General features: G+C 65.8%; 21 protein-coding genes. 14 read left to right on the top strand and 7 right to left on the bottom strand.

Annotation, left to right across the window (positions count from 1 at the left end; all coding sequences use genetic code 11):
* Positions 1–49 precede the first annotated feature (49 nt).
* Entirely contained in the window at positions 50–964 is a 915-nt protein-coding gene (locus JKG68_RS09070; RefSeq protein ID WP_202058456.1) for a YihY/virulence factor BrkB family protein, read from the top strand.
* Between the two features lie 24 nt (positions 965–988).
* Here JKG68_RS09070 and JKG68_RS09075 read toward each other — a convergent pair whose 3' ends face one another.
* Positions 989–1153, bottom strand: coding sequence for a hypothetical protein (locus JKG68_RS09075; RefSeq protein WP_202058458.1), 165 nt, complete (start codon positions 1151–1153; stop codon positions 989–991).
* A gap of 230 nt (positions 1154–1383) precedes the next feature.
* Between JKG68_RS09075 and JKG68_RS09080 the strand changes: the two genes are divergently transcribed.
* The 3 genes from JKG68_RS09080 to JKG68_RS09090 all read left to right on the top strand — a co-directional run bounded on the left by JKG68_RS09080 (position 1384) and on the right by JKG68_RS09090 (position 2943).
* Positions 1384–1872, top strand: a complete 489-nt coding sequence (locus JKG68_RS09080; protein ID WP_202058460.1) for an Hsp20 family protein — start codon at positions 1384–1386, stop codon at positions 1870–1872.
* An 80-nt stretch (positions 1873–1952) separates the two neighbouring features.
* Entirely contained in the window at positions 1953–2468 is a 516-nt protein-coding gene (locus JKG68_RS09085) for an Hsp20/alpha crystallin family protein (protein WP_202058462.1), read from the top strand.
* 61 nt (positions 2469–2529) lie between these two features.
* Positions 2530–2943, top strand: a complete 414-nt coding sequence (locus JKG68_RS09090) for a hypothetical protein (protein ID WP_202058464.1) — start codon at positions 2530–2532, stop codon at positions 2941–2943.
* Here the strand turns inward: JKG68_RS09090 and JKG68_RS09095 are convergent.
* A complete protein-coding gene (locus JKG68_RS09095) occupies positions 2924–3475 on the bottom strand; it encodes a sigma-70 family RNA polymerase sigma factor (RefSeq protein WP_202058466.1) in 552 nt (183 codons plus the stop codon). The two genes, JKG68_RS09090 and JKG68_RS09095, sit on opposite strands and share 20 nt — an antisense overlap.
* Before the next feature lie 395 nt (positions 3476–3870).
* Here JKG68_RS09095 and JKG68_RS09100 point away from each other — a divergent pair, with 395 nt between their 5' ends.
* The 9 genes from JKG68_RS09100 to JKG68_RS09140 all read left to right on the top strand — a co-directional run bounded on the left by JKG68_RS09100 (position 3871) and on the right by JKG68_RS09140 (position 12399).
* Complete coding sequence (locus JKG68_RS09100; RefSeq protein ID WP_202058468.1) at positions 3871–4272, top strand: response regulator; 402 nt, start codon at positions 3871–3873, stop codon at positions 4270–4272.
* Positions 4273–4484: 212 nt separating this feature from the next.
* Positions 4485–5099, top strand: a complete 615-nt coding sequence (locus tag JKG68_RS09105) for a ribonuclease D (protein ID WP_202058470.1) — start codon at positions 4485–4487, stop codon at positions 5097–5099.
* A gap of 160 nt (positions 5100–5259) precedes the next feature.
* A complete protein-coding gene (gene lptC, locus JKG68_RS09110; protein WP_202058472.1) occupies positions 5260–5946 on the top strand; it encodes an LPS export ABC transporter periplasmic protein LptC in 687 nt (228 codons plus the stop codon).
* Positions 5943–6593: an LptA/OstA family protein gene (locus tag JKG68_RS09115; RefSeq protein ID WP_246515252.1), complete on the top strand. Its 651-nt coding sequence runs from the start codon at positions 5943–5945 to the stop codon at positions 6591–6593. The genes lptC and JKG68_RS09115 overlap by 4 nt, the downstream gene beginning before the upstream one ends.
* 104 nt (positions 6594–6697) lie before the next feature.
* Complete coding sequence (gene lptB / locus JKG68_RS09120) at positions 6698–7492, top strand: LPS export ABC transporter ATP-binding protein (protein WP_246515264.1); 795 nt, start codon at positions 6698–6700, stop codon at positions 7490–7492.
* Positions 7493–7586: 94 nt separating this feature from the next.
* On the top strand, positions 7587–9011 hold the full coding sequence (gene rpoN, locus JKG68_RS09125) for an RNA polymerase factor sigma-54 (protein WP_202058667.1): 1425 nt from the start codon (positions 7587–7589) through the stop codon (positions 9009–9011).
* A gap of 187 nt (positions 9012–9198) precedes the next feature.
* On the top strand, positions 9199–9774 hold the full coding sequence (gene hpf, locus JKG68_RS09130) for a ribosome hibernation-promoting factor, HPF/YfiA family (RefSeq protein ID WP_202058476.1): 576 nt from the start codon (positions 9199–9201) through the stop codon (positions 9772–9774).
* Positions 9775–9856: 82 nt separating this feature from the next.
* Positions 9857–10315 carry a PTS IIA-like nitrogen regulatory protein PtsN gene (gene ptsN / locus JKG68_RS09135; protein ID WP_202058478.1) on the top strand — a complete coding sequence of 153 codons (459 nt, stop codon included), beginning with the start codon at positions 9857–9859 and terminating at the stop codon, positions 10313–10315.
* A gap of 92 nt (positions 10316–10407) precedes the next feature.
* Complete coding sequence (locus JKG68_RS09140) at positions 10408–12399, top strand: methyl-accepting chemotaxis protein (protein ID WP_202058480.1); 1992 nt, start codon at positions 10408–10410, stop codon at positions 12397–12399.
* A 57-nt stretch (positions 12400–12456) separates the two neighbouring features.
* Here JKG68_RS09140 and JKG68_RS09145 read toward each other — a convergent pair whose 3' ends face one another.
* From JKG68_RS09145 to JKG68_RS09155, 3 genes are all read right to left on the bottom strand, one after another.
* Positions 12457–13176, bottom strand: a complete 720-nt coding sequence (locus JKG68_RS09145) for an SIMPL domain-containing protein (protein ID WP_202058482.1) — start codon at positions 13174–13176, stop codon at positions 12457–12459.
* A 92-nt stretch (positions 13177–13268) separates the two neighbouring features.
* The gene (locus JKG68_RS09150) at positions 13269–14354 is read right to left on the bottom strand and encodes a polyamine ABC transporter substrate-binding protein (protein ID WP_202058484.1); all 1086 of its coding nucleotides are present in this window, start codon (positions 14352–14354) and stop codon (positions 13269–13271) included.
* A gap of 96 nt (positions 14355–14450) precedes the next feature.
* Positions 14451–15602, bottom strand: a complete 1152-nt coding sequence (locus JKG68_RS09155) for an aminotransferase (RefSeq protein ID WP_202058487.1) — start codon at positions 15600–15602, stop codon at positions 14451–14453.
* 396 nt (positions 15603–15998) lie between these two features.
* Here JKG68_RS09155 and JKG68_RS09160 point away from each other — a divergent pair, with 396 nt between their 5' ends.
* Positions 15999–17963, top strand: a complete 1965-nt coding sequence (locus tag JKG68_RS09160) for a nucleoside-diphosphate sugar epimerase/dehydratase (protein ID WP_202058489.1) — start codon at positions 15999–16001, stop codon at positions 17961–17963.
* Here the strand turns inward: JKG68_RS09160 and JKG68_RS09165 are convergent.
* A complete protein-coding gene (locus tag JKG68_RS09165) occupies positions 17896–18837 on the bottom strand; it encodes an NAD-dependent epimerase/dehydratase family protein (protein WP_202058491.1) in 942 nt (313 codons plus the stop codon). The genes JKG68_RS09160 and JKG68_RS09165 overlap by 68 nt on opposite strands.
* A complete protein-coding gene (locus JKG68_RS09170) occupies positions 18834–19844 on the bottom strand; it encodes an MraY family glycosyltransferase (RefSeq protein ID WP_202058493.1) in 1011 nt (336 codons plus the stop codon). Before JKG68_RS09170 ends, JKG68_RS09165 begins: the two co-directional genes overlap by 4 nt.

The following is a 19844-nucleotide window of genomic DNA, read 5'->3' on the forward strand; positions in this document are numbered from 1 at the left end:
AAGATGCCAGCCTGCACGATCTGCCGATCCTCCGAGCCCGCAGAATGAAATGCCTTCTTCCGCCGCTCCTGCCCGCACCCGGTCCGCTCTTGCCGCCATTGCCGATGCGGGCGTGAGCTTTTCGCGCAACGATGGCCTGGCCATGGCCAGTCATGTGGCCCTGTCGCTGGTGATCGCGCTGTTTCCCTTTCTGGTTTGCGTTGCGGCGCTCGCGGCCTTTCTCGGCGCTGGCCGTATCTCCACGCAGATCGTCCATCTGCTCTTCGACTTCTGGCCCGAAGGGGTGGCGGGTCCCCTGGCCCGCGAGGCCGACAAGGGTCTTGTCCCACGCCGGAACGTGCTGACGATCAGCGCGGTCCTGACCTTGCTCGTTGCCACGAACGGGGTCGAGAGCCTACGGGTCGCCCTGTGCCGGGCCTACCGGGTCGAGCGGTTCCGGCCCTGGTGGCAGGCGAGGCTAATCGGCGTGGGCTTCATCCTGATCGGAGCCGCAGCCCTCGTCGCCTCGTCGGTGCTGGTGGTGCTCTGGCCTTCGATCTGGCGCACGGCCGTGTCCTACATGCCGGATCTGAGAGCCCTGCGTCCAACCTATGACGTGGTCCGCTACGCGCTTGCGTCCATCGTGCTGGTGGCGGGCCTTGCCGCAACCCATCTCTGGCTGCCCGACACCCGCCGGCGCCTGACGGATGTGGTGCCGGGTGTTGCCGCCACCCTGGTTCTCTGGCTCGTGGGCGCGACCCTTTATGGCGAGTTCCTGGCCAACGTCACCCATGTGAAGGCCACCTATGCGGGCCTCGCGGGCATTCTCACGGTCCTCATCTTCCTGCAGATCTCAGCGGCGATCTTCATCTTCGGGGCCGAGGTCAACGCGGCCTTGCGCCGACGGAAATCACCGGCGGACGAGGCGCCGGGCGGGCGATCCGCCCCTCTCCTCGCGGAGCCGGCCCCCCTGGTCCAACCCTGACGGGCGGCCGCCGCTGCAGTGGCCTCAGGCGCTGACGCCCTCGTCCTGCTTCTTCTCGCAATCCCGCTTGGGTGTTTGCTGCGGAGCCGGGCTGCTCTGGGCGACGACCGTGTTGTCGGCAGGGGCCTCCGTCGCAAGGGACGGAAGGGCCAAGGCTGTGAGGACGGCAAGGGAGAGGGCACGAAGCATGTCTGTCGTTCCTTGGTCGAAGCGACCCGATGGTAGTGCCGGGCAGGCCCGGTGACCAGCCCGTTTCGGGAGGCTCCTGATTTCGTGAATGAGGTTCTCAGACCCCCTTGAAAACCGGAAAAATCGTTCCTAACATTATAATTGCCGAGGCCTTTCAAAGGCTTGGCGTTGCGGGCGCCGGCGGGTGTCCGGCGCTGTCATGTCCATGTTGCTCAATGGAGGATATGGTTATGAGATCAGCCTTCGATTTCTCACCCCTGTATCGCTCGACGGTCGGCTACGACCGTCTGCTCGACATGCTCGATCAAACCGCCCAGGTCGAGCCCATGACCAACTGGCCGCCCTACAACATCGAGAAGGCGGGCGAGGACCAGTACGTCATCACCATGGCCATCGCCGGCTTCTCGCCCGATGAGATCGAGCTGACCCAGAAAGAGAGCCAGCTTCTGGTCACGGGCCAGAAAAAGGGCTCTGAAGAGGGCAAGCAGTACCTGCATCGCGGGATCGCGACCCGCGCCTTCAAGCAGACCTTCAATCTGGCCGACCATGTGAAGGTCACCGGTGCGAGCCTGGAGAACGGCCTGCTGACGGTGGATCTCAAGCGCGAGGTGCCCGAAGCGCTCAAGCCCCGCCGGATCGAGATCAATTCCGGCCATGGGGTGAAGAGCTTGAACCAGGGCAGCCGCCCCCAGCAGATCGAGCACGGCAAAGCCGCTTAAGCCCTGATCATCGAAAACCCTCGGCGCCGGCAGGCCTCCGGCGCCGAACCCACCTGTCTACGGGAAAGGAGGAAGACACCATGAACATGCGCGATCTCATCCCCTGGGGTCGCAACCAGCAGACGACCCCGAGCCGCTATCGCGACGAGGGCGATCCCTTCATGACCCTGCACCGCGAGATGAACCGGCTCTTCGACGATGTTTTCCGGGGCTTCGACACGATGCCGCTGGCCTCCATGGGCCGCATGGCAGGCTGGCCGCAGGTGGAAGTCGTCGAAACCGACAAGAGCATTCGCGTGTCGGCAGAGCTGCCGGGCCTCGACGGCAAGGATGTCGAGGTGCTGATGCATGACGGCGTTCTGACCATCCGCGGCGAGAAGAAGTCCGAGATCGAGGACAAGGAGCGCGCTTTCAGCGAGCGCTATTACGGCCGCTTCGAGCGCCGCATCCACCTCGGCGAGGCGGTCGAGGAGGACAAGGTCGACGCCACCTTCGAGAATGGCGTTCTCACCGTGACCCTGCCCCGATCGGCTCAGACGAGCGCGCAGGTGAAGCGTATCGCCATCAACCATGCGGGCGAGAAGACCAAGCATTAGCCGCCCGCAACGGGCGCCCGGTCGTCCGGGCGCCCTGTCGGCTCATCGAGGAAGGGATCGGATGAACCAACTGACACCTACCGACCGCTGCCCCGGAAACACCGGCATGCAGGGTTGCGCGCCTGCGGCCGATCCGCCGTCCATCGCGACACCGTCCTATGCGGAGGCCCTGGTCGAGCCCGCAGGGGTGTTCGGGAGCCCTGCCGAGGTGGTCGCGCATCCCTGGTTCACCGCACAGGAGAAGCGCACCATCCTGCTGTCATGGGCGCGGGACGAGCTCGTCCTCGAACAGGTGGCGAACGGGATCCTGCCCGAGCTGAAGCCGAGGTCCCGGATCGATGCGGTCGTCGAGGCATTGTCGCGTTTCGATCCGCGGGCGGCGGCCGAATATGATGCCGCGGCCGGTGCAATCAGGACGCGGAAGCTGCGTCGGGCGGGCTCGCGTCTTGCCAGGCTCAGGGCGAGGCGTGCATGAACAGGGCGGCCTTCACGAGGCCGTCCGGGCCGAGATCGTCGCTCGTGTCGAACTTCATCATCTCGGCCAGGCGATTGCGGGCGCGGTTGATCCGGCTCTTGATGGTGCCGATGTTGGTGCCGCAGATCCGCGCCGCATCCTCGTAGGACAGGCCCTCGGCGCTGACCAGAAGGAGCGCCTCACGCTGGTCCACGGGGAGCTTGCTCAAGGCCTTCAGCATATCTGTGAAATCGAGCCGCGCGCCCTGCTCGGGCATGACGGCCACCTTCTCGGCCCAGGTTCCCTCCGGATCCTCGACCTCGCGCTTGCTCCTGCGAGCCTGGGTGAGGAAGTCGTTGCGCAGGATGGTGAAAAGCCAGGCCTGCATGCTGGTGCCGGGCTGGAACTTGTCGAAATTGCTCAAGCCTTTGAGCAGGGTGTTCTGCACCAGGTCGTCGGCCCTGTCGACGCTGCCGCACAAGGAGATGGCGAAAGCCCGCAGATGAGGGATGGAAGCCAGCATCTGCTGCTTCAGGGAGTTTTCGACTGACACTCTTCCAACCCCTTCCAGCTTGGACCTGAAGAAGACCCTGCCTGAGCACCTGCCGCATTAACCTATGCGAAGCCTGGCCTTAATCCGTCAGGGAGCCATTGCAAGCGATCCGGGAGACGTGTGGGGCCGCTCTTGCTGGCGTCAGGTCGTGCTGCTTGCCGTACGCACCTTAGGGGAGATTGGGAACAGCGTCCATGATCAATCCTGCGGCAGCCCAAGCGCAAGGAGCCCACCTGCGGCCAAGATTTACATGAGTCAATGAACCTGCCTGAAAATGAAGGTATGAAGGTTTATCTATCGGGGACGCTATCCACTCCTCGCCCTGCAGGCATTCCGGCTGCCGCCTTTCGGTGATGCCCTTCCCCCGTCAAGCAAGGCACCGGACAATGGACATCATGGCTCAAACACGCTGCATGATTGTAGAAGACCAGGCGCTGATCGGCATGTCCCTGGAGGCCTCCCTGGAGGAGGCCGGTTTCCAGGTAGCCGGCGTCTTCATGAGCAATGCCCAAGCCCTGCAGTGGCTTGAGGGCAATGCACCCGACATTGCGGTGCTCGACATCATGATCAAGGATGGAACCTCCCTGGAGGTCGCCCGCGCCTTGAAAAGCCTCGGCGTTCCTTTCGCCATCTATTCCGGGCTGCCGCCCAAGGCCGACTGCCCGCCGGAGCTGCGGGACGTGCCATGGCTGGAAAAGCCCGTAAGCCGAGAATCCCTGCTGAGCGTTCTCGGTCGGCTTGCCGTTCCGGCAGGCGAGGAGATCACCTTGCCCCCGGATCCGCTGTCGAAGCCTTGATCTCCCCTTGGATGCTGATCTCTTACGCCCCCCTGACGGTTCTTCGGGCGTGGCGGGGTCGTTTGCCCTCATGGGCAGGCGTTCGGTTTGCTGTCGGGTTCCGTCAAGCAGCCGCCATCCGGAAGACCCCGTCCGTTGCGGGGCTTTTCTCATGCGTTGAAGATGCCGCCGAGACAGGTTAGAGCCTGTTTAGGCGCATTTTTGGATCCTCCATGACAACACGCTTTCACCGCGGCGACCTGCCGGCGGATTACCAGCCCGGTCCTGCCATCGCGATCGATACCGAGACGCTTGGCCTCAACCCGCACCGGGACAGGCTCTGCGTGGTTCAGATCTCGAGGGGTGACGGCACCGCGGACGTGGTGCAGATCGTCCGGGACAGCCCACTGCCGGAAAACCTGATCCGCGTCCTGTCCGATGAGAGCGTGCTTAAGATCTTCCACTACGCCCGCTTCGATCTCGCGGTGCTGTTCCATACCTTCGGGGTGATGCCGCGCCCGGTCTACTGCACCAAGGTGGCCTCCCGGCTCGTGCGCACCTATACCGACCGGCACGGTTTGAAGGAGCTGGTGCGCGAGCAGCTCGGCGTGGAGCTGTCCAAGCAGCAGCAATCCTCGGACTGGGGAGCCGAAACCCTGACCCAGGCCCAGCTCGACTATGCCGCCTCCGACGTGCTGCATCTGCATGCCCTGAAGGACAAGCTCGACCGAATGCTGGAGCGGGAGAACAGGCTCGGCATCGCCCATCAATGCTTCAGCTTCCTGCCGACCCGGGCCCAGCTCGATCTTCTCGGCTGGCCGGACACGGATATTTTCGCCCATTCTTGACGGGCGCTTAAACTTTCGCCCATAAAACATATCTATCCGTCATAACATCGCCATGACCGTGGGTCATGGGGCCGTGCCGAGGGTTAGGCGGAAGGGATTGAACACAGTGGCGGGAATTCAGGGCACCACGATGCATGACGGCCCGGCCTCGAGGCCGGCCGTGCGATCGCGCGCCTTCAGCAAGGCTCGCCGGCATTCCCGCTGGGTTCGCTTCGCCAAGGTTGCCATTCCGCTCGGCTCCATTCTGGGCATGGCAGGGGTCGGCTTCGTGATCTATTACGACCCATTCCGGAAGATCGAGAATCTGAGCTTCGGCTCCATCGGCGTCAGCGGCACCAATGTCACCATGGAAAGCCCTAAGCTGACCGGCTTCAAGAACGACAACCGCCCCTATGAGGTAACCGCGAGCGCAGCCACGCAGGACGTGCGCAAGCCCAATTTCGTTCAGCTCAAGGACCTGAAGGCCCGCATCGTGACCGACGAGCGCGGCAGCGTCGCAAGGCTTCAGGCCTCCTCCGGGGTTCTGGATACCCAGAAGGAGCAGATGAGGCTGCGCGAGAACATCCTCGTCACCACTGACGGGGGTCATGAGGTCAAGCTCCGGACGGCTTTCGTGCGCTTCAAGGCGGGCACGGTCACGTCCAACGACCCTGTGACGGTATCATTCACCAACGGTCAGATTCAGGCAGAAGGCCTCAAGGTCACCGAGAACGGCAAGGTCATGAGCTTTGCGGGCCGCGTGCGCACGGTCTTCGAGCCCACATCGGAATCCACCCCACCCGCCCCGGAAGCTGCTGGCACGGGCTCCGCAGCTCCCCCAGCCCAACAGACAAGTATCCGTCCATGATGAGCTTCACACGCGCCGCTCTGGCCCTCGCGCTTCTTACTCCCCTGTCGATGCAGGCGGCCTGGGCTCAAGCCGGCAGGGAGCGGGCGGTCGGCTTCGGCAATTTCGGCTCCAGCAAGGAGCCGATCAAGATCGATGCCAACAAGCTCGATGTGTTCGACAAGGAAGGCCGTGCGGTGTTCGCCGGCGACGTGGTTGCGGTTCAGGGCGAGAGCACCATGAAGTGCACGACCATGACGGTCTTCTACGAGCAGCGGGACCAGAGTGGCGGGCAGGCTGCCGCTCCAGCCCCGCAGGGCGCCGATGACAGCGCCATCAAGAAGATCGACTGCAAGGGCCCGGTCACCATCGTGTCGCGCACTCAGGTCGCGACAGGCGAGAACGCCACCTTCGACCGGGGCTCCAACAAGATCATGCTGACCGGCAACGCGACCCTGAGCGACGGACCGAACGTCACCAAGGGCGAGCGGGTGCTCTACGACATCAATACCGGCATCGCCAATATCGAGACGACGCCCGGCGGCCGCGTGCGGGCGCTGTTCGTGCCCGGCAACGGCGGCCCTGCCCCCACGGGGGCCGGCGGCGGAGCGCCTGCAGCCGGCAACGCCAAGCCAAGGCCCCAACAGCAGCGACCGGCGACGAACTGAAGCCGGAGGCTTGAGCCCTCCGCTTTTCCGATTCCTCATCCAGTGATCCACCTGTGAAACCGCTCTTCAACCGTTCTCAGCCCGGTGCTTCCAACGTGAGCCTCCTGGATTCCCATCCAGCCGGATCGGGCCCTCATGTTGCCCGCCGGCCCGAGGGCGAGGCCGCTTTCGGCGGCCCCGGCATCCTGGCCGTGAAGGGTCTGCAGAAGAGCTACCGCGGGCGCACCGTGGTGCAGGATGCAGGCTTGAACCTGCGTGCCGGAGAAGCGGTCGGCCTGCTCGGCCCCAACGGCGCCGGCAAGACCACGATCTTCTACATGATCACGGGCCTCGTGGCCGCCGATCGTGGGGTGATCAGCCTGGACGGCCATGACGTCACCGGCCTGCCCATGTACCGCCGCGCCCGTCTCGGCATCGGCTACCTGCCCCAGGAGGCCTCCATCTTCCGGGGCCTCACCGTCGAGGACAACATCCGCGCCGTGCTCGAAATCGTGGAGCCCAGCCGCAAGGAGCGCGAGCGCAGGCTCGATGCGCTGCTCGACGAGTTCAACATCACGCGCCTGCGCAAGGCGCCCTCCATCGCCCTTTCCGGCGGCGAGCGGCGGCGCTGCGAGATCGCCCGGGCGCTCGCGGGCGAGCCGACCTTCATGCTTCTCGACGAGCCCTTCGCGGGCATCGACCCGATCGCGGTGGGCGACATCCAGAACCTGGTGCGGCACCTGACTCGGCGCGGCCTCGGCGTGCTCATCACGGACCACAACGTGCGCGAGACCCTGGGCCTCATCGACCGCGCCTACATCATTCACTCCGGTCGCGTTCTCACCGAAGGCACGCCCGATGCCATCGTGTCGAACGAAGAGGTGCGCCGCCTCTATCTGGGCGAAGATTTCCGTCTCTGACCGAGGTGCCATTTGCCTTTTGACGGAAGGTAAGGGGTCGCGGTAACGTGAAGGGCATGCAAGAAGCATGCCTGACCGTTTGCCGGGTGATGCCATGAGTGCGATGCAGCGGCTGGAACTGCGCCAGGGTCAGTCCCTGACCATGACCCCCCAGCTCGTCCAATCCATCAAGCTGCTGCAGCTCTCCCATGCGGAGCTCTCCGCCTATGTGGAGGCGGAGCTCGAGCGCAACCCCCTCCTGCAGGAGGCCGAGACCCGGGCCGATGCGCCCGTGCCGAGCCTCGCCGACTTTCTTCGGGCCAAGCAGAAGGCCGAAGCCGCAGGCGCACGGATCGTGCCCGGGCCGGCACCGTTGCGCGGTGCGGCCGTGTCGGGCTCGTCCTCGCCAGGCTCCGTGTCCGGCCGCGGCGAACTCGATGCCGGCATGGAGGCGACGCTCGCCCGCGCCGCGAGCCTTGCCGAGCATCTGGAGGCGCAGCTCGATCTTGCCACCGCCGATGCGAGGCTTCGCGCCATCGGCAGGCATCTGATCCACAGCCTCAACGAGGCCGGGTATCTCACCGAGGATCCGGCGGAGATTGCGGCCCGGCTTCAGGCTGCACCGGACGAGGCCGAGGCTGCGCTGCGGCTGGTCCAGACCTTCGAGCCCTCCGGGGTCGGTGCCCGCAATCTCGCCGAATGCCTCGCCATTCAGCTGCGTGAACGCGACCGGCTCGATCCGGCCATGCAGGCGCTTCTGGCCCATCTCCATCTCGTCGCCCGGCAGGATTTTGCCGGCCTTCTAGCCGCATGCGGCGTCGACCGGGAGGATCTCGCCGGTATGCTGGCCGAGATCCGCCGCCTCGAGCCCAAGCCTGGCTTGAGCTTCACGCCTGCGACCATCGACGTGCTCGTGCCCGACGTGCTGGTGCGAACCGCCCCCGACGGCACCTTCCTGGTGGAGCTCAATCCCGAAACCCTGCCGCGCATCCTGCTCAACCGGTCCTATTACGCGGAGGTGGCGAAGGCGGTGCGCAAGGACGAGGACAAGAGCTTCCTGTCCGATTGCTTCCAGACGGCAAGCTGGCTCACGCGCAGCCTCGATCAGCGGGCCCGGACCATCCTCAAGGTCGCCGCCGAGATCGCACGGCAGCAGGAGGATTTCTTCCGCGAGGGCGTTTCGGCCCTGCGCCCCATGACCCTGAAAGCCGTGGCGGAGGCGGTCGGGATGCACGAATCCACCGTGTCGCGGGTCGCCGCCAACAAGGCCATGGGCACCGAACGCGGCACCTATCCCATGCGGTTCTTCTTCAGCGCCGCCACGGGGGAGGGCGAGCATTCGGCAAAGGCCGTCCGGCACCGAATCAGGCAGCTGGTCGCAGGCGAGAGCCCGAAGGATGTGCTCTCGGATGAGGCAATTGCCCGGAAACTGAAACAGGAAGGTATTGCGGTCGCCCGGCGCACGGTGGCCAAGTACCGGGAAGCCCTCCGGATTCCGTCCTCGGCAATCCGCCGCAGAGGGCATGGGCTCGCATCCTGACCGGGCCGGCCCCCACCTGAACACTTGCATTGGCCGGGCTAAGGATCATCATCTGACCCACGCGCCACCCATGAAGGATCGCATCCAAGCGAGGCGCGGGCGCATCGTGCGGCCTTCCGGGTTTGCCCGACGATGCGGCACTCAAGGGATTGGGCATCGGTCCGATGCTCCAGGCGAGGAGAATGCGATGACGTTGAGGGTATCCGGCAAGAACCTCGATATCGGCGAAGCCCTCCGGTCTCAGGTTCAGGCGCGTGTGGCGGGTGCATTGTCGAAATATTTCGACGGCGGCTATTCGGGTCATGTGACCGTGGCCCGCGACGGCACCGGCTTTCGAACGGAGTGCGTGCTGCACCTGACCTCAGGAATGACGCTCGAAGCCTCCGGAGCGGCCGGGGACGCCTATGCCAGCTTCGATCAGAGCGCGATGCGGATCGAGAGTCGCCTGCGCCGCTACAAGCAGCGCCTGAAGGGGCGGTTTGGTCCGCCCGGCGGACGCGCGAGTACCCTGGAGGTGCCCTATGCGGTCTTCGAGGCTCCATCCGACGAGGCGGTCGAGGAAGAGACCTACCACCCGATGGTGATCGCCGAGACGACGAAGCCGCTTCATCACTTCTCGGTGAGCGACGCCGTGATGCAGCTCGACCTGACCGGGGCGGCAGCTCTGGTGTTTATCCACGCTAGCACCGGCCGCGTGAACGTCGTATACCGCCGCGGCGACGGGGCGATCGGTTGGGTCGACCCGCCGCTTGCACAGCCTTGATGGGGTTACCTCTTCTTGGCCCGGTTCTTGCGTGGAACGGTGAGGGGCCTTCTCGGCTTCACACCATAATGCAGCGTGATCGATGCCTTTGCTGGATTTTCTAGACCCTCAGGCCGTCCTGCCCGCCTTGCGCGTCAGCGGCAAAAAGCAGGCTCTTCAGGAGTTGGCCTCCCATGCGGCACGCCTCACGGGGCTGAGCAGCACCGCCATCTATGAGGCCCTGCTGCAGCGCGAGCGCCTCGGCTCGACGGGAATCGGCGAGGGCATCGCCATTCCCCACGGCAAGCTGCCCGGCCTCGACACGATCTTCGGTTTGGTGGCAAGGCTCGACAAGCCTGTCGATTTCGAGGCCCTGGACGGTCAGCCGGTGGACGTGCTCTTCCTGCTGCTGGCGCCCGAAGGGGCTGGGGCCGATCACCTGAAGGCCCTCGCGCGGGTCGCCCGCGTGCTGCGGGAGCCCGGCCTGATCGAGCGGATCCGCGCTACGCGGGACGCGGCTGCCCTCTATGCCATCATGACCGAGCTGCCCAAGGCCGCGTAAGCTGCCGTGCAGTGAAGATCTGACGTAACGTAAAGATATCTTTAACACGTCCCCTGCAGTCTTGCCGCAAGGTTAGATGGGGGATTCGGGGGATGCTGTCTCTTGCTCGGTTGAGACGGCCGTCGGTGCGGGTGCGCGTCGCTGCGTTGAGCGGCGTGATGGTGCTTGGATTTGCGGTCATCGGTGCGGTGTTTCAGACGGGGCGCAACGAGGTGGATCGGGCGCTCTCCGCCCAGCAGACCTACTCTGCGCTGGCGGAAAAGGCCTACCAGTTTCGCGGCCGCGCCGATGCCCTGAAGGTCACGGCCGGGGAATGGACCGCAAGCCGCCTCGGCCATTATGGCCAGGCCTTCATCGACCAGCACAAGGCCCTCGCCGCCCAGCTCGACGAGATGAGCGCCGCCTCCGGCGCCAGCCTGATCGAGCCCGAGATGACGGCGCTGAAGCAGCATTCCTCCGCGCTCATCAGCCAGGGCAATGCCCTCAACAAACTCTATGGTTCCATCGGAGCCAAGCCGGACGAGGGGGCGCAGGGTCGCCTTCTCAAGGCGGAGTCGAACCTGGAGAAGCTCGTGCGCCCCCTGACGGGCAGCGGCGAGACCATCGCGTGGCGCCTGTGGGCAGCCATGCTCGGCATGTTCAACCAGGAGGCTCGCGCCCGCATCCTGCTGGAGGAGAGCATCCTGGGCGCCTTCGAGGTCGAGCAGGGACGCTTTTCCCGCGCGCTGGCTCAGCTCTCGGGCGATGCCGCCAAGGAGAAGGCGGCGGTCGAGTCCGCCAGCGTGTCCTTCCAGGAGGCCTTCCATGCCTGGGCGGAGCTGGAGCAGCAGGTGTCGGGCCAGGGCGAGAAGCTCATGGGGCAGTTCGATCTGCTCGTGCCGGTCCTGGACGAACTCCTGGCAAAGGTCCGCACGGAGGCCCACAAGACGGAAGAACAGCTGACCGCCTCGCAAAACCGCACTTTCACCCTGATCCTGTGGGCCATGGGCGGGACCTTGGCCCTGGGCCTTATCCTCAACTTCCTCGTCGGACGCTCGATCTCCCTGCCGCTCGCCCGGCTCCAGCAGGCGATGCAGCGGCTGGCCAACGGCGACGCCGCTGCCGAGATCCCGTCCACCGCCGCTACGGACGAGATCGGCGCCATGGCCCGCACGGTGCTGGTCTTCCGCGACAATGCCCGCGAACGCGAGCGGCTGACCCAGGAGCGCGAGGGCATGGCCGCTCTCGATGCCGAGCGCGCCCATGCGATCGCAGGTGCCATTACGGCCTTCGATGCGTCTGTCGAGCAGATCCTGGCAGAGGTCCGGCAGGTCACGGGCGAGCTCGCCGCAGCCTCCGGGCAGTTGGAGGGGTCGGCCAATCATGTGACCCAGCAGGCGCAGATCGCAGGGGCGGCCTCGACCTGCACGTCCCAGAACATGTCTGCGGTGGCGAGCGCGGCCGAGGAGCTCGACGCCTCGCTTGCCGAAGTAGCCGCCCAGACGAGCGCCTCGGCAAAGGCATCCGAGCGCGCCGTCGTGGAGGCGCGAGGCGCTTCCGGCAGCATGACGATCCTGTCGACGGCAACCTCCCAGATCGGCGAAGTGGCCAACCTCATCCGCTCCATCGCCTCGCAGACCAACCTCCTGGCGCTTAACGCCACCATCGAGGCGGCCCGCGCCGGAGAGGCCGGCAAGGGCTTCGCGGTCGTGGCCAACGAGGTGAAGGACCTGGCGGGCCAGACCGCCAAGGCAACCGAGGAGATCGCCCGGCAGATCGAGGCCGTGCAGGCGGCCTCCCGGGAAACCCTGGTGGCGCTCGGCACCGTGCAGGCCTCCGTCGAAGATCTCGCAGGCGTGGTCTCCACGGTGGCCGGCACCGTGGGCCAGCAGACGGCAGCCGTGTCGGAGATCGCCCGCTCCGTGGCGCAGGTCTCGACCGAGGCGCAGGCCGGGACCTCCGCCATCGCGATGACGCAGGGCGTCGCCTCGCAGTCGCTGGATGCCGCGCGGACCGTGGCGGATCTCTCGGTGGCGCTGGAGCAGCAGGCCCAGCGCCTCGGCACCGAGATCGGCCGGTTCCTCAACAATGTGAGGGCGGCTTAAAACATAAGCCCGGGCCGGCTCGCCCGGCGCCGGGTGCGCACCTCCGGGTCCCATGCTTTACGGCTGACCAGCCATCTCCCAGACCAGCTGAACGTTGGCCGTGTAGCGGATGGTGGCCGGCGGCACGATGGGCACCACCTCGGAGCCCTTGGCCATGGACATCTGCATGCGCATCTCGGGCTGCGGCTCGAAGGGCTGGGCGGAGCCGTCCCTGATCTCCACGAGGCGGCCCAGGGCCACGCCGGCGGCAGCTGCATAAACATCCGCCTGGCGGCGGGCGTCCCGCACCGCGGCCTCCCGCGCCCGGTCGCCGCCTTGCTCCTGTTTGTCGAGACCGAAGGTGACGGACTGGAAGGTCATGTCGCCGCTTGCCAGGATTTCCCCGGCCAGGCGCCCGACGCCGTCCAGGTCGCGGGTGGTGATTCGCAATTGGTGATGGGCCGAGAATTTCGGCGTCTTGATCTCCTTGCCGTCGGCACCAATGGAGGGCGGTGTCTGGAACACCTGGAAATTCGCCGTCTGGATGTCGTCCCGCTTGATGCCGAGGCCCTGGATCCGGGCGAGAACCCGTTCCGTGGCCGTGCGGTTGGCGGTGGTCGACTGCGCCACCGTATCGGCCTGGGTTGCGACCGTGACATGGACCCGCGCGAAATCAGGCTTCAGTTCCGCCTCCCCCGTTCCCATCACGCTGATCGTGGGCTGGCGCGGCGCTGGAGCCTGGGCCAGAGCCGGCGTGGCGAGGCCGAGGGCCAGGAGAACGGCAACGGGGAGGCGCATAACGGAACGTCCTTTTCCAAAAACAAAAGCTCCGCCTCATGGGCGGAGCTTGGAGGCACCGGGACGATGCACAACGATACCTGAGCGCCGGATTAACGGCCCGTCTTCACCCGGGTCCAGAGCCGGGTGACCGTGCGCTGGGAGCGCTCGTCATAGGCCGTGTTGGTGAAGAGGCGCTTCATGGTGGCCTCGTCCGGGTAGATGCCGGGATTGTCGAGGATCGCCTTGTCGATGTGCTGCTTGGCGGCGAGATTGCCGGAGGCGTAGGACACAAAATTCGTGTTCATGGCGGCGATCTCGGGGCGGAGCATGAAGTTGATGAACTCATGCGCCTCGGCCACGTTCTTGGCGTCCGCGGGAATCGCGAAGCTGTCGAACCACATCAGGGCGCCCTCGCGCGGGATGAAATAGCCGACCTCGACCCCGTTCTTGGCTTCCTCGGCGCGGTTCTTGGCCTGGATTATGTCGCCCGAATAGCCCACCGCCACGCAGATGTCGCCGTTGGCGAGCGCATTGATGTACTCGGAGGAGTGGAACTTCTGCACGTTGCCGCGAACCCGGAACAGGGCCTCGCCCGCCTTGTTCAGGTCTTCGGTGCGCTTGGAATCCGGGTTGAGGCCGAGATAGGCCATGACGCCGGGAAAGAGGTCCTCGGGGCTGTCCAGCATGTAGATGCCGCAGCCCTTGAGCTTCGAGGCAACCTCGGGCTTCATCACCAGATCCCAGGTGTTGAGCGGCATGTCGCCCAGAACTTCCTTCACCTTCTTGACGTTCACGCCAAGGCCGGTGGTGCCCCACATGTAGTTGACCGCATGCTGGTTGCCCGGATCGAACACGGCCAGCCGCTGCGTCACGTCCGGCCATTGGTTGGCGAGGTTCGGCAGCTTGGACTTGTCGAGCTTCTGGAAGATTTTCGCGCCGATCAGCCGCTGCACGAAGGGGCCCGACGGCACGACGATGTCGTAGCCCGACTTGCCGGCCAGAAGCTTGGTCTCGACGATCTCGTTGTTGTCGTAGGTATCGTAGACCACCTTGATGCCGGTCTGCTTCGTGAACTCGTCCAGCGCCTTGGGGTCCACGTAGTCGGACCAGTTATAGACGTTGACCACGCGCTCCTGAGCGGCGGCGGCGGTGACGAGGCCAAGGCCTAGGGCAACCGAAGCGAGAAAACGAAACATCGAGGGCGGCACTCCTGAGAAAAGACACAACGGGCTCAAGCTAAGAAATTCCAACGCAAGAAACAATGTGCAAGATCTTGGCCGGCCTGACGGATTCTAAGCGCTCCGGATGGCATCCGCCAGCCGCTCCAACCCGGCATCGAGGGTGGAGTCCTTCTTGGCGAAGCAGAAGCGCACCACAGTCTTCACCGCCCCTTCGGCATAGAACGCCGAGACCGGGATTGCCGCAACCCCATGCTCCATAACGAGGCGGCGGCAGAAGGCGACGTCGTCGCTTTCTCCTAAGGGCGTGATGTCGATGTTGAGAAAGTAGGTGCCCTGGCTCGGGATCACCTCGAACCCGAGGGTCTGGAGGCCTTGGGTGAAGCGGTCGCGGCTGCGGGCGAAGTTTTTGCGCATGCCCTCGAAATAAGCATCATCCTTGGCGAGCCCATAGGCCACCGCCGTCTGCAGGTTGGGGGCCGTGGTGAAGGCGAGGAACTGATGCGATTTCGCCAGCACCTTCATGATGTGCGGCGCGGCGCAGACGAAGCCCACCTTCCAGCCCGTTAGGCTGAAGATCTTTCCCGCCGAGCCGATCTTCACCGACCGGTCGCGCATGCCCTCCAGGCCCAGCACCGGCTGGTGGCGGCGCCCGTCGAAGACCACGTGCTCCCAGACCTCATCCGAGATGGCGATGGCGTCGAAACGCCGGCAGAAATCGGCCAGCAGCGCCAAGTCCTCAGGGCTGAAGACGGTGGCGGTCGGGTTGAGCGGATTGTTGAACACCACCGCCTTGGTCTTGGGCGAGAAGGCCTTCGCGAGCGCCTCTTCGGTGAGCCGGAAATGCGGGGGCTGGAGGGTGACGAATTTCGGAACGCCGCCGGCGAGCCGCACGAGGGGCAGGTAGGCGTCGTACATGGGCTCGAACAGCACCACCTCGTCGCCTGGCTCCACGATGCCGAGGATCGCGCCAGCAAGCGCTTCGGTCGCCCCCGACGTCACCATCACTTCCGTGGCCGGATCCAGATCGACGCCCTGCCAGTGCTTATAGTGGGCCGCAACGCCTGCGCGCAGCTCCGGAATGCCCATCATGGAGGGGTATTGGTTGTAGCCGTTCAGCACCGCATCCGCCGCCACGCGCCGCACGTCCTCCGGGCCGGGATCGTCCGGAAAGCCCTGGCCCAGATTGATCGCGCCGGTCTCCCGGGCGAGGCTCGACATCACTTCGAAGATCGTGGTGGGCAGGTTGGCGAACATCGGGTTCATGCCGATTCCTCATCCGTGGATTTTGCGGTGTTGGCCTGCTTCGTATCACGGAGCGGGGGAAGTTCGAACCGGCATTCTGAAACATCCGGCGCCTTCGGGCACTCCCCGTGCCATCGCCGCCTGCGAGGGGATGACAGCGCTCGCCATGGCCGCGCCTCTTGCAATTATCGCGCCCTGAGCGGCTGCCCTCGGGTCGGACCGCACTGCCCTAGGCCTCAGGCCTATATGCCGGTATTAGGCCCAATTCGGCATGAGAGGGAACGCTGCCTGGTGCCTGCCAGAGGCCCTCGCCGGGAGCATGAAAGGCGTGCTTTGGGCGCAGCCGAGAAGCAACAAGCTTACATTGACAAAGAGGTGTGCCCGTCCGATACCGCAGGCTGGGATATCGGCAAGGCTATGAATCGGCAGGATTTCAAGAAGACGCTCATCGTTTTCCATGATCTCGTGATGACGGGCGTTGCCGTCATCGCGACCTTCTTTGTGCGCTTCGAAGGCCCGCTTCTGAACGAGCGACTGGTTTATCTGCCGCTGTTTTTGCCCCCCTTCATCGCTTTTGCCGGGGCGATCTACTGGTTTTCCCAGCTCTACCGGTCCAAGTGGCGCTTTGCCTCCCTGCCGGATCTCTTCAACATCTTTCGCGCGTCCGGCATCCTGGCGCTGGCCCTGCTGGTGGTGGACTACGTCCTCGTCTCGCCGCAGTTCCTCGGCGCCTTCTTCTTCGGCAAGATCTCGATCGCCCTTTATTGGTTGATACAGATGTTCCTGCTGGGCGGCCCGCGGCTGGCTTTCCGTTACCTGAAATATGCCCGCTCCCGCCATACCCTGCAGCACGACTCGAGCACCCCGACCCTACTGCTCGGGCGCGGCAGCGACATCGAGGTCATTCTCCGGGCCATCGAGGCGGGCACGGTCAAGAAGATGCAGCCCAAAGGCATCCTGTCCTACCGCTCCGACGATCTCGGGCAGTCCATGCGCGGCGTGCCGGTGCTGGGCACGTTCAACGATCTCGACCAGGTGGTTCAGGATTTCCAGGAGCGGGGCATCCCCATCCGCCGCCTCGTCGCAACCCCGGGCGCGCTGATGCCGGAGGCGAACCCGGACATGCTGCTCGCCCGCGCCCGCCGCCTCGGCCTGCCGCTGGTGCGGGTCACGAGCCTGGGCGAGGGCATGCGCAACGCGGAGCTCGCGCCGCTTGAAATCGAGGACCTGCTCCTGCGCCCCACGGTGCAGATCGACCGGCAGCGCCTCGAAACCTTCATCCGCGGCAAGCGCGTGCTCGTCACGGGCGGGGGCGGCTCCATCGGTTCGGAGATCTGCACCCGCGTCGTGGCCTTCGGGGCAAGCGACCTCATGGTGCTGGAAAGCTCCGAGCCGTCCCTGCACCACATCCTGGAAAATCCGACCCTTCTGTCGAGCGACACCAATGTGGACGGGGTCATCGCCGACGTGCGCGACCGCGAGCGCGTACGCGAGGTGATGACCGCGTTCAGGCCCGACGTAGTCTTCCACGCCGCCGCCCTCAAGCACGTTCCGTATCTGGAGAAGAACTGGACGGAAGGGATCAAGACCAATGTCTTCGGCTCCGTGAACGTAGCCGACGCGGCGGTGGAGGCCGGCGCCGACACCATCGTGATGATCTCCACCGACAAGGCCATCGATCCGGTGTCCATGCTCGGCGCCACCAAGCGCTTTGCCGAGATGTACGGGCAGGCGCTGGACGCCGAGTTCATGGGCCGCAACGGCGCCACCCGGATCATCGCCGTGCGCTTCGGGAACGTGCTGGGCTCCGTGGGCTCCGTGGTGCCGAAGTTCAAGGCGCAGATCGCCCGGGGCGGGCCGATCACCGTCACCCACCCCGACATGGTGCGCTACTTCATGACCACCCGCGAGGCGGCGGACCTGGTGCTCACCTCCGCCTCCCACGCGGAGGACGGCCGCACCCTGACGGCCCGGTCGAACGGCGACGAGCGCGCCTCCGTCTATGTGCTCAAGATGGGCCAGCCCGTGCGCATCTACGATCTGGCGGAGCGCATGATCCGGCTTGCCGGCTACGAGCCCGGCGAGGATATCGAGATTCAGGTCACCGGCACGCGCCCCGGCGAGCGGCTGCACGAGATTCTCTTCGCCCGCGAGGAGCCCCGCACCGAGATCGGCATCGACGGGGTCATGGCGGCCAAGCCCATCTTTGCGGACCGCTCGCGGGTCGACGGGTGGCTGACGGTCCTGGCCCGCGCCATCGCAGACGGGGACCGTTCCCTGGCCGAGCGGGTGTTCGAGGATGCGATCCCGGAGTTCAAGCGCCGGAAGCCTGCGCCGCAGCCTGCCGCGCCATTGCCGCAAGCGCGTCTCGCGTCGAACTGACCGGCTGCCAGCCCAAGCCCCTCAGGGCCTCCGGGCTCGCCACCAGCGAGCCCGCCAGGCGCTGATAGGCCTCGTTCCGCCCCGCGAGCGTGGCCGCTCCCCTCAGCACGAAGGACGGAACTGGGATCAGGCCCGGCCCACGGCCCAAGCCCTCCCGCAGAGCGGTGACGATCTCCGGGATGGTCACCGGCTCGGGATCGGCGGCAATGAAGGGGCGTCGCAGGGGACCGGGCGCCCTCAGGACCGCGTCCACCGCCGCAGCCAGGTTATCGAGGGACAGAAGCGAGCGCTTGGCCCTCAGGCCTCCCAGGGGCAGCGGCCAGGGCGACTGCGCCAGGCCCAGCAAAGCGCCCATGTTGCCCTTCACGCCCGGTCCGTAGACGAGAACCGGGCGAAGGGCCGCCCAGTCGAGGCCGAGCTCGCCCAGGCCCTTTTCGGCGTCCAGCTTGGAGCGGCCGTATGGATCCGTGGGCTGCGCCTCATGCGCCTCGGTCAGCACGCCCTCGGCCGTGGGTCCGCTCTGGGCCCGGATGGAGGACAAAAACACGAAGCGCTTCACGCCTGCCCGCTCGGCCGCCTGGGCCAGCCTGACGGTCGCCTCCGTGTTGATAGCCCGGTAATCGTCCTCCGGGCGTCCCGACATGGCATGGGCCAGGCCTGCGGAGTGGATCACCATGTCCACGTCGCGCAAGGCTGCCGCCATGTTATGGGGCGAGGCGATGTCGCCGATGACCGCGCTCGACGCGCCCGCCGGCACCTCGGACGGACGGCGCAGGAGCACCCGCACCCGGTAGCCGCGCTTGGGCAGCTCGCTCAGCAGATGGCGGCCGATGAAGCCCGTGGAGCCGGTCAGGGCAATCAAGGGTGCATTCATCGGGAAACCTCCAAGGACAGGGTCGATCGGGAACGGGAGAAGCGCCTGAGAACCAGGCCGACGAGAACGAGGCCCAAAGCCAGGGCCGCAATCTGCACAACGCCCGAGGGCCAAAAAAGCGTCACCGCGGCAAGGCCCGCGAGCGCGATGTTCAGCCCGAGCACATGGGCGCTGACGGACAGCGCCGAAAAGCCGTTGTCGGTAGCCTTCTGGTAGAAATGGCTGCGATGGGCCTCCCACACCTTCTCGGCCCTTGCGAGGCGGCGCAGCAGGGTGATGGTGGCATCCATCAGGTAGTAGAGCGGCAGCAGGAGGGCTGCCGCGATCGCCCCGGTTGTGGCAAGTTCCAGCAGCATCCAGCCGACCAGGAGGCCGATGGGCAGCGAGCCGACGTCGCCGAGGAAGAGCCGTGCCACCGGCTTGTTGAAGGGCGCGAAGCCGAGGCAGGCCCCGCAAAGGGCGAGGGCGAGGCAGACCACCGCCATCGGTGCGCCGGCCATGGCCCCGAGGACGGTGATGGCCGCCGTGACCGGCACCATCTCGGCAACGGTGATCCAGTCGAGGCCATCCATGAAGTTGACGAGGTTCACGAACCAGACGCCGCCGAGAACGAGGAGAGCACGTTCCAGCCCGAGGGGCACCGCCTCCGGCAGGACGCGCCCGTCGCTTGCCCAGACCACCGCCGCCACCGCAGCCGCCTGCAGGAGGAGGCGGGGACCCGCCGGCAGCGGGCGGATGTCGTCTACGGCTCCAACCGCGGCGAGCGCGAGCGCGGCCACGGCCACCAGGGGGAGGGCGCCTCCCGGCATTCCAGCCGCGAGGAGGATGGTGCCGGCCACGAGGAGGCTTGCGCCGACAACCGCGATGCCTCCGCCCTGGGGGGTTGGAGTCCGGTGGCTCGAGCGCGCATTGGGACGCGCCAGCGCATAGCGGACGAGCAGCGGCCTCAGCGTGACGATCAGAAGAGCCGAAAGGAGCGCCGATACCGGCAGGGCAAGGAAGAGCAT

The organism is Microvirga aerilata (assembly GCF_016743775.1).
Lineage (GTDB): Bacteria > Pseudomonadota > Alphaproteobacteria > Rhizobiales > Beijerinckiaceae > Microvirga > Microvirga aerilata.